General features: G+C 67.8%; 8 protein-coding genes. 2 read left to right on the top strand and 6 right to left on the bottom strand.

Annotated features, from left to right (window positions below; genetic code table 11):
- The 4 genes from NA4_RS36225 to NA4_RS36210 form a co-directional block, all read right to left on the bottom strand.
- The coding region (locus NA4_RS36225; protein ID WP_067480265.1) for an aminotransferase class III-fold pyridoxal phosphate-dependent enzyme at positions 1–1101 on the bottom strand (1101 nt) is incomplete at its 3' end.
- 1 nt (position 1102) lies between these two features.
- Positions 1103–2143, bottom strand: a complete 1041-nt coding sequence (locus NA4_RS36220) for a TIGR03842 family LLM class F420-dependent oxidoreductase (protein ID WP_067480262.1) — start codon at positions 2141–2143, stop codon at positions 1103–1105.
- Positions 2144–2172: 29 nt separating this feature from the next.
- Positions 2173–3594 carry a dihydropyrimidinase gene (gene hydA / locus NA4_RS36215; protein ID WP_067480271.1) on the bottom strand — a complete coding sequence of 474 codons (1422 nt, stop codon included), beginning with the start codon at positions 3592–3594 and terminating at the stop codon, positions 2173–2175.
- Between the two features lie 16 nt (positions 3595–3610).
- The gene (locus tag NA4_RS36210; protein ID WP_067480259.1) at positions 3611–4447 is read right to left on the bottom strand and encodes a nitrilase-related carbon-nitrogen hydrolase; all 837 of its coding nucleotides are present in this window, start codon (positions 4445–4447) and stop codon (positions 3611–3613) included.
- Between the two features lie 253 nt (positions 4448–4700).
- On the opposite strand from NA4_RS36210, the gene NA4_RS36205 reads away from it, so the two are divergent.
- Positions 4701–5429, top strand: coding sequence for a peptidylprolyl isomerase (locus tag NA4_RS36205; protein WP_245671757.1), 729 nt, complete (start codon positions 4701–4703; stop codon positions 5427–5429).
- Between the two features lie 242 nt (positions 5430–5671).
- Here NA4_RS36205 and NA4_RS36200 read toward each other — a convergent pair whose 3' ends face one another.
- Both NA4_RS36200 and NA4_RS36195 read right to left on the bottom strand, forming a co-directional pair.
- Positions 5672–6928, bottom strand: a complete 1257-nt coding sequence (locus NA4_RS36200) for a cation:proton antiporter (RefSeq protein WP_067480256.1) — start codon at positions 6926–6928, stop codon at positions 5672–5674.
- 6 nt (positions 6929–6934) lie between these two features.
- Complete coding sequence (locus tag NA4_RS36195; RefSeq protein ID WP_067480253.1) at positions 6935–7417, bottom strand: cation:proton antiporter regulatory subunit; 483 nt, start codon at positions 7415–7417, stop codon at positions 6935–6937.
- Between the two features lie 207 nt (positions 7418–7624).
- Here NA4_RS36195 and NA4_RS36190 point away from each other — a divergent pair.
- A partial coding sequence (locus NA4_RS36190) for an acyltransferase family protein (protein ID WP_373862871.1) occupies positions 7625–8429 on the top strand: 805 nt, incomplete at its 3' end.

Genomic DNA, 8429 nt, shown 5'->3' with positions numbered 1-8429 from the left:
CTGCCGGGTGCGCGGGTCGCGCACCAGCTCCAGCGCCCAGAAAAAGCCGAGCCCACGCACCTCGCCGACGCTGGGATGCCGAGCGGCCAATTCCCGCAGCCCTTTTCCCAGCACGTCCGCGCCCACCGAGCGCACATGGTCAAGGATCCCGTCGCGCTCGAACACGGCGATCGAGGCGACACCCGCCGCGCAGGCCAGCGGATGCCCGGCGTAGGTCAGTCCACCCGGATACACCACGTGGTCGTAACGCTGCGCGATCCGTTCCGCCATCAGCACGCCGCCGAGCGGAACGTAACCGGAGTTCACCCCCTTGGCGAAGGTGATCAGGTCCGGTTCGACGCCGAAAGCCTGCACCGCGAACCACTCGCCCACCCGGCCGAACCCGACCATCACCTCATCGGCGATGTACATGATGCCGAACTCGTCGCACAACGCGCGTACACCCGCGAGATAGCCGGGTGGCGGGACGAGCACGCCATTGGTACCGACCACTGTCTCCAGGATCAGTCCGGCGATGTGCTGCGGTCCCTCCAGTTCGATCACCTGCCGCAGGTGCGTCAACGCGGCGGCGGTTTCCTCCTCGGGACCGGCTGTGTCCCAGGGCGACCGGTACGGATACGGTCCGAAGAACCGCACCACGTCGACATTGGTCGGCTCCGCGCCCCAGCGGCGCGGTTCACCGGTCAGGCCGATCGCGACGCCCGTGCCACCGTGGTACGAGCGATACGCCGCAAGCATCTTCGTGCGCCCGGTGTAGCTGCGGGCCAGGCGCACCGCGTGCTCGACGGCCTCCGCGCCGCCGGTGGTGAACAGGATCCGGTTCAGGTCGCCGGGCGCCCGCTCGACGATCAGCCGGGCCAGTTCGCTGCGCGCCTCGTTGCCGACCGTCGGCGAGATGGTGGCCAGGCGCTGCGCCTGGTCCACGATCGCCGCGACGACGTCCGGGTGCTGATGGCCGAGATTGACGTTGACCAACTGGGAGGAGAAGTCGAGGTAGCGCTGGCCGGAGTCGTCCCAGAAATACGAGCCGGACGCCCCGGCGATCGGGACCGGATTCAGCTCGGCCTGGGCGCTCCACGGATAGAAGACGTGATCGGCCACGCTAGATACCGGCCGACTCGGTGGCGGTCACATCAGAAGCAAGTTGGGGTAGCACCGATTCACCGTACGTCTCCAAGGTCGCCGTTTTCGCGTCGTGTTGGAGGTAGACCGCGAACTGGTCGGCGCCCAGCGCCTCCAGCTCGCGCAGCCGGGCCAGCTGGGCGTCGGGTGTGCCGAGCACACAGAAACGGTCCACGATGGCGTCGGGCACGAACTCGGCGTGCACGTTGCCCGCCCGTCCGTGCTGGTTGTAGTCGTAACTGCGCCTGCCATCGATGTAGTCGGTGAGGGCAGCCGGAATGTCGCCGCCAGTACCGTATTTCGCCACGATTTCCGCGACGTGATTGCCGACCATCCCGCCGAACCATCGGCATTGCTCCCGTGCGTGCGCAAGGGCCGCGTCCGATCCGTCGGTGACGTAAGCCGGTGCGGCGATACAGATCCGCACCGCTGCCGGGTCCCGGCCCGCGCGTTCGGCCGCCGCTCGCACGCGCGCGATGGTCCACGCCGCGATATCGGGGTCGGCCAGTTGCAGGATGAATCCGTCGGCGATTTCGCCGGTGAGGTCGAGGGCGCGCGGCCCGTAGCCCGCGACCCACACCTCCAGCCGGGAACCGGCCGCCCACGGCAGCCGGACGACGGTGTCGCCCATCCGCGCGCTACGGCCATTGGCCAGCTCCCGGATCACCTCGACGGATTCGCGCAGCGTGGCCAGACTGGCGGGTTTACCGCCGAGCGTGCGGACGGCCGAGTCACCCCGGCCGATACCGCACACGGTGCGGTTGCCGAACATCTCGTTGAGGGTGGCGAAGGTCGACGCGGTCACCGTCCAGTCCCGGGTAGCCGGATTGGTCACCATCGGACCGACCATGACCTTGCGGGTGGCGGCCAGGATCTGGCTGTAGATGACGTAGGGCTCCTGCCAGAGCAGATGCGAGTCGAAGGTCCACACGTGCGAGAACCCGAGTGTCTCCGCGAGCCGGGCCAGTTCGACCACTCGCGAGGCCGGGGGCGTGCATTGCAGCACCAAACCGATGTCCATGCGGCACTCCATTCCGCGGTCGGGACGCGTCAGATCAGGTTCTGCGACAGTTGGCGTTTGACGAACCGGCCGTGACCGGCGCTGCCGAGGTATGCGCCATCGTCGACGATCACCCGGCCGCGGGACAGCACCGTATCGACGTGGCCGTCGATCTCGAAGCCCTCGTAGGCCGAGTAGTCCATGTTCATGTGGTGGGTCTTGCCGAGGCCGATGCTGGTGTGGCCGCGCGGGTCGTAGATCACGATGTCGGCGTCCGCACCCGGGCTGATCACGCCCTTGCGCGGGTACATGCCGAACATCCGGGCCGGCGTGGTGCAGCAGACTTCGACCCACCGCTCGAGCGAGATCTGCCCGCTCTGAACGCCCTGGAACATCAGGTCCATGCGATGCTCCACACCGCCGATACCGTTGGGGATCTTGCTGAAGTCACCGATGCCCATGTCTTTCTGGTCTTTCATGCAGAACGGGCAGTGGTCGGTGCTGACCGTGGCGACGTCACCGGTGCGCAGGTAGCGCCACAGCGCGTCCTGGTGTCCTTCGGCCTTGGACCGCAGCGGTGTCGAGCACACCCACTTGGCGCCCTCGAAACCCGGTGCGCCGAGGTGCTCTTCGAGCGACAAGTACAGATACTGCGGGCACGTCTCGCCGAAGACGTTCTGCCCTGCGTCGCGCGCGGTCGCGATCTGCGCCAGTGCCTGCTCGGCCGAGACGTGCACGACATAGAGCGGCGCACCCGTGAGCTGCGCGAGCATGATCGCGCGGTGGGTGGCCTCCTCCTCCATTTGCCACGGCCTGGTCTTCCCGTGGAAATAGGGAGCGGTGTCCCCGCGCGCGAGTGCCTGCTCGACCAGCACGTCGATGGCGATTCCGTTCTCGGCGTGCATCATCAGCAGCGCACCGAGGTCGGCCGCGGACTGCATCGCCCGCAGGATCTGTCCGTCGGTGGAGTAGAAGACGCCCGGGTAGGCCATGAAGAGCTTGAAGCTGGTGACCCCCTCGGCCACCAGTTCGCTCATCCCTTTCAGCGATTCGGCGTCGACCTCGCCGATGATCTGGTGGAAGCCGTAGTCGACGGCGCACTGTCCGGCCGCCTTCTGGTGCCAGGAGCCCAGGGTGTCCTGGACTCGCTCCCCCGGCTTCTGGACCACGAAGTCGACGATCGTGGTGGTGCCGCCCCAGGCGGCAGCGCGGGTGCCGGTCGCAAAGGTGTCGGAGGCCTCCGTGCCCCCGAAGGGCATCTGCATATGGGTGTGGCCGTCCACGCCGCCGGGGATGACGTACTTGCCGGTCGCGTCCAGCACCCGGTCGGCCGCCGCGGCGAGGTCCGCACCGAGCGCGGTGGAGCCCGGGTGCAGGACGGCGACGACGGTCTCACCGTCCACGAGCACGTCGAGCGGTTGTGATCCGGTCGCGGAGACCACCGTGCCGCCGCGGATGAAGGTGCGCGTCATCTCGTCACTCCCGGTCTCACGGGGCCACCAGCGGCCCATAGGCGTCGGGGCGGCGGTCACGGTAGAAAGCCCAGCGATCGCGCACCACCTTGATCAGGTCCATATCCAGGTCACGGACGATCAACTCGGGCTCGGAATCGGAGGCGACATCGCCGACGAACTGGCCTTCGGGGTCGACGAAGTAGCTGGTGCCGTAGAAGTCGTCGTCGCCGTACTCCTCGACGCCGACCCGGTTGATGGCGCCGATGAAGTACTCGTTCGCGACCGCGGCGGCAGGTTGTTCCAGCTTCCACAGGTAGCCCGACAGGCCACGGGAGGTGGCCGAGGGGTTGAAGACGATCTCCGCTCCCGCCATGCCCAGCGCGCGCCAGCCCTCCGGGAAGTGCCGGTCGTAGCAGATGTAGACGCCGACCCTGCCGACCGCGGTGTCGAACACCGGCCAGCCCAGGTTGCCCGGCCGGAAGTAGAACTTCTCCCAGAAGCCGTTGACGTGCGGAATGTGGTGCTTGCGGTACTTGCCGAGATAGCTGCCGTCGGCGTCGATCACCGCCGCCGTGTTGTACCGCAGACCCGGCTGTTCCTGCTCGTAGACCGGCAGGATCATCACCAAGCCCAATTCCTTTGCCAGCGCGGCGAATCGCTCCGTCGTCGGACCGGGCACCGACTCCGCGTAGTCGTGGAACCCCGTGTCCTGCACCTGACAGAAGTACGGACTGTAGAACAGCTCCTGGAAACAGATCACCGCCGCGCCCTGCGCGGCGGCCCGGCGCGCGTACTGCTCGTGCGCCTCGATCATCGACTCTTTGTCACCCGTCCAGTTCGTTTGAACAAGGGCCGATCGAACGATTCCCATGCTTTGTTATACGTCAGGGGAAACTAATCCGGCCCCGATCCAGCAGATCGGCAAGAATTTCGAGTCGTCGCTACGCGGTCGACGCGTGCGGGCCGTCCGCCACGACGCCGGTGCCCGACGTCAACGCAGACCGAGGGTTGGCCGCACCGAACGGTGGGTATTAGGGCCGTACGCCCACGCCACCCGGGGCGAAATGGAATGATTCGCGCTGCATCGTCCGGTGCGCAATCCGAATGAAGGAGATTTCTCAGCGGTGAGCAAAGTGCAGGCGCGACAACTTCTCAACGGTCAGCGCTCGGGACGTCGTCGCCTACCGTGGCGCTCGCTGCGGGTTATCGGCATCTTGGCGGTGGGCGCGACAGTGGCGGTGTTCACGGCCGGCGGCGTCTCGGCGAACCCAGGACCTGCACGGGAGCAAGCGCCGGCGACCTGTGCCGCTCCGGTCGCGGGTCAGCCGAACGGCAAGCAGTGGCCCGCCGAGCCCGGCCTCACCATCGATCCCAACGCGGGGTACACGGCGACGCTGGCGACCACGTGCGGCACCGTGACCATCGCGCTGGACGCGGCGCGCGCGCCGCGCACGGTCAACTCGTTCGCGTTCCTTGCCGGTGAGCAGTACTTCGACCACACGAAGTGCCACCGGATCACCACCGAGGGCATCTACGTCCTGCAGTGCGGTGACCCGACGGCGACCGGTATGGGCGGTCCCGGCTATCGCTTCCCCGACGAGAACTTGGCGGGCGCCACGTACCCGGCGGGCACCGTCGCGATGGCGAACGCGGGCCCCGGCACCAACGGCAGCCAGTTCTTCCTGGTCTACCGCGACAGCCAGCTGCCGCCCGACTACACCCCGTTCGGGCGGGTCAGCGCGGGCATGGACGTGCTCACGTCCATCGCCGCCGCGGGCGCCAAGGACCGTTCGGGCGACGGCGCACCCGCCGTCGACGTCGTACTCGATTCCGTTGTGGCCGTGCGCAACTGAGTCCCCGACGCGGTGGCGGTGCGACACCGCCACCGCGGTTGTCCGGCGGGATCAGCTGTCGCGCTCCTCGAAGTAGACGACCTCCCAGAGATGGCCGTCCAGGTCCGCGAAATAGCCCGCGTAGATGCCTGCCGACGAACCACCCGAGGCTGACCGGCGAACCGGTCGAGCGGGATGCCCGCGTCCTCGGCCAGGTCTCGCGCCCGTACAGGGCCGGGATGAGCCCGTTGTCCGAGGTCGAGTCAACTCTCCTGTGCGCCAGAGGTCTTGAACGGATCGGACATCGGAACCGGACGGGTATCTTGCGGAAGGTTTCGGTCAGGCGACACCTTGCGGCGCCGGAGCGCCGCCGCGAGAACCGGTTCGACTATTCGGCTCGCGATCGGGCCGAGGACCGCCATCAGCAGCACGTAGGTGGTGGCCAAGGCCGCGAACTCGCCGGGAACGGCGCCTGAGGAGACCGCGAGACCTGCGATGACGATGGAGAACTCACCATGGGCGACCAGAGCGGTGCCCGCACGCGCCCGACCGTAGCGGCCCGCACCGGCGCGCTTGGCCGCCCACCATCCGGTGGCGACCTTGCTCGCCGTCGTGACCAACGCCAGCAGGCACGCCCAGCCCAGCACCGGCGGGATGGTCGCCGGATCGGTGCTCAATCCGAACAGCACGAAGAACAACGCCGCGAACAGATCGCGCAGTGGTTCCAGCACCTTGGTGGCGTTGTGCGCGGTCGAGTCGGAGATCGCGATGCCGAGCAGGAACGCGCCGACCGCCGCGGACACCTGCACCGCGGAGGCCGCTCCGGCCACCAGCAGCGCGGAGCCCAGCAGCTTCAACAGGAAGATCTCGCGAACCTCGCTGTCGACGATCGCGGAGACGTAGCGGCCGTAGCGCAGCGCGACGATCAGCACCACCGTGACGGCGACCAGGGCGATGCTCAACGTCTTCAACCCGGCGAGGAAGCCGACACCGGCCAGCACCGCCGTGAGCACCGGCAGGTATCCGGCCATCACCAGGTCTTCGAACACCAGGATCGACAGCACCACCGGTGTCTCGCGGTTGCCGAGCCTGCCCAGATCGTTGAGCACTTTCGCGACGATGCCCGAAGAGGAGATATACGTGACGCCCGCCATCGCGATCGCACCGGTGAAACCCCACCCGAGCGCGAAGGCGACCAGCACGCCCGGCGTGGCGTTGAGCACGATGTCCAGCACGCCCGCGGCCCACGATCGGCGCATGCCCGTGACCAGTTCGGCCGCGCTGTATTCCAAGCCGAGCAGCAGAAGCAGCAGGACGACGCCGATTTCGCTGGCCAGGTGGATGAAGTCGTCGACCTGCCGCAGCTCGACCAAGCCGCCGGTGCCGAACAGCAGCCCGCCCATCAGGTACAGCGGGATCGGCGACATGCCGATGCGCGCGGCGATCCGGCCGAGCAGGCCCAGGCCGAAGAACACCGCGCCCAGCTGGATCAGCGCGAGTGCGGTCTCGTGCGCCACCATCGCCGCTCAGCCGTCTGACAGGATCTTGGCGGCGGCATCCAAGCCCTCCACGGTGCCGACGACGACCAGCACGTCACCGGCGGTGAAGGTGAAATCCGGCCCCGGCGACGGGATCGGCTGCCCGCCGCGCACCACCGCGACGATGGATGCTTTTGTCCGCGTTCGCATCTGGGTCTCACCCAGCATGCGCCCGTCGTAGCGGGAGCGATCCGGAATGGACATCTGACGTGTGGTCAGACCGGTGAACTGGCGGTGCTCTTCGCGCAACTGCTCGACCAGTTGCGGCGCACCGAGCAGGTTTGCCAGCACGGCAGCCTCTTTCGCGGACAACGGAATCTGTTCGGTCTCGTCGGCGTTGTCGGCCTTGCTCACGATCAGGTCCATCGTGCCGTCACGATGATCGATCACCCCGATCCGGCGCCGCGCGTTGGCCAGCGGAAACTCCTTGCGCACACCGATACCCGGCAGGGGTGTCACCTCAATGTTCACTACTCCACCCTATCGACCCCGGGTAGCCGCCGAGACGACAGGTGACCGAATTGTCCGTCTCGACACAGCCGTTTCCGCACGACACTCCAACCGGCTTGGTGGACCACGGTTTACCGCGCGTGGTAAGAGGGATGACGTGTCCTGTACATTCGCTCGTCGCCGAGCCGTCACTTCCGGTTGCCGATCCGGCCGCAGCGTACGCGTCCTGTGACGGTCGCCCGTGTGGTGAGCCGGTTGCGACGGCCGGGTGCGCTCATCGCGGCGGCACCGACGCGCGAGAGGGACAGTGGCCACCGGCACGATCTGGATGGGCTGCGCGGAGTGGCTATCGCGCTGGTGGTGACGTTCCACCTATGGTTCGGCCGGGTCTCGGGCGGAGTGGACGTCTTTCTGGTCCTGTCCGGTTTCTTCTTCACCGGCTCGCTGCTGCGCGCCGCGGAAACCACCGGCACGGTCCCGGTCCTGGAGACTGCGCGCAGACTTGCCCGCAGATTGCTACCGGCTCTGGTGACCGTGCTCGCCGCGGTCGTCGCTGCGACGGTTCTGCTGCTTCCGTTCACCCAGTGGGGTGAGATCGCCGCGCAAACGCTGGCGTCGTCGCTGTACTACCAGAACTGGCATCTGGCGCTGTCCTGGTCGGACTACCTGGCCGCCGACCCGTCCGTGAGCCCGCTGCAACATTTGTGGTCGATGGCGGTACAGGCGCAGTTCTACCTGGCCGCCTTGCTCGGTGTGGCACTCGCGGCGCGGCTGTGCGGGCGTTTCGCGGGTCCTGCCGCACTGCGGCCGGTGCTGGCGATCGTCCTCGCGGCGGGCGCGGTGGCCTCCTTCGTCTACGCGGCGCACGGCACCGCGGTGCACCAGGGCTGGAACTACTACGACAGTTTCGCGCGCGCCTGGGAATTGCTCGCCGGGGCCCTGCTGGCGGTCGCGGCGCCCTGGCTGTCGCCGTCGCGGCCGGTGCGTACGGCCGCGGCCGTGCTGGGCGCGGTCGCGGTGCTGACCTGCGGCT

The organism is Nocardia amamiensis NBRC 102102, from assembly GCF_001612745.1.
GTDB classification, from domain to species: Bacteria; Actinomycetota; Actinomycetes; order Mycobacteriales; family Mycobacteriaceae; genus Nocardia; species Nocardia amamiensis.
The sequence above is the reverse complement of the archived record's forward strand: the minus strand, read 5'-3'. Positions and strand labels throughout refer to the sequence as shown.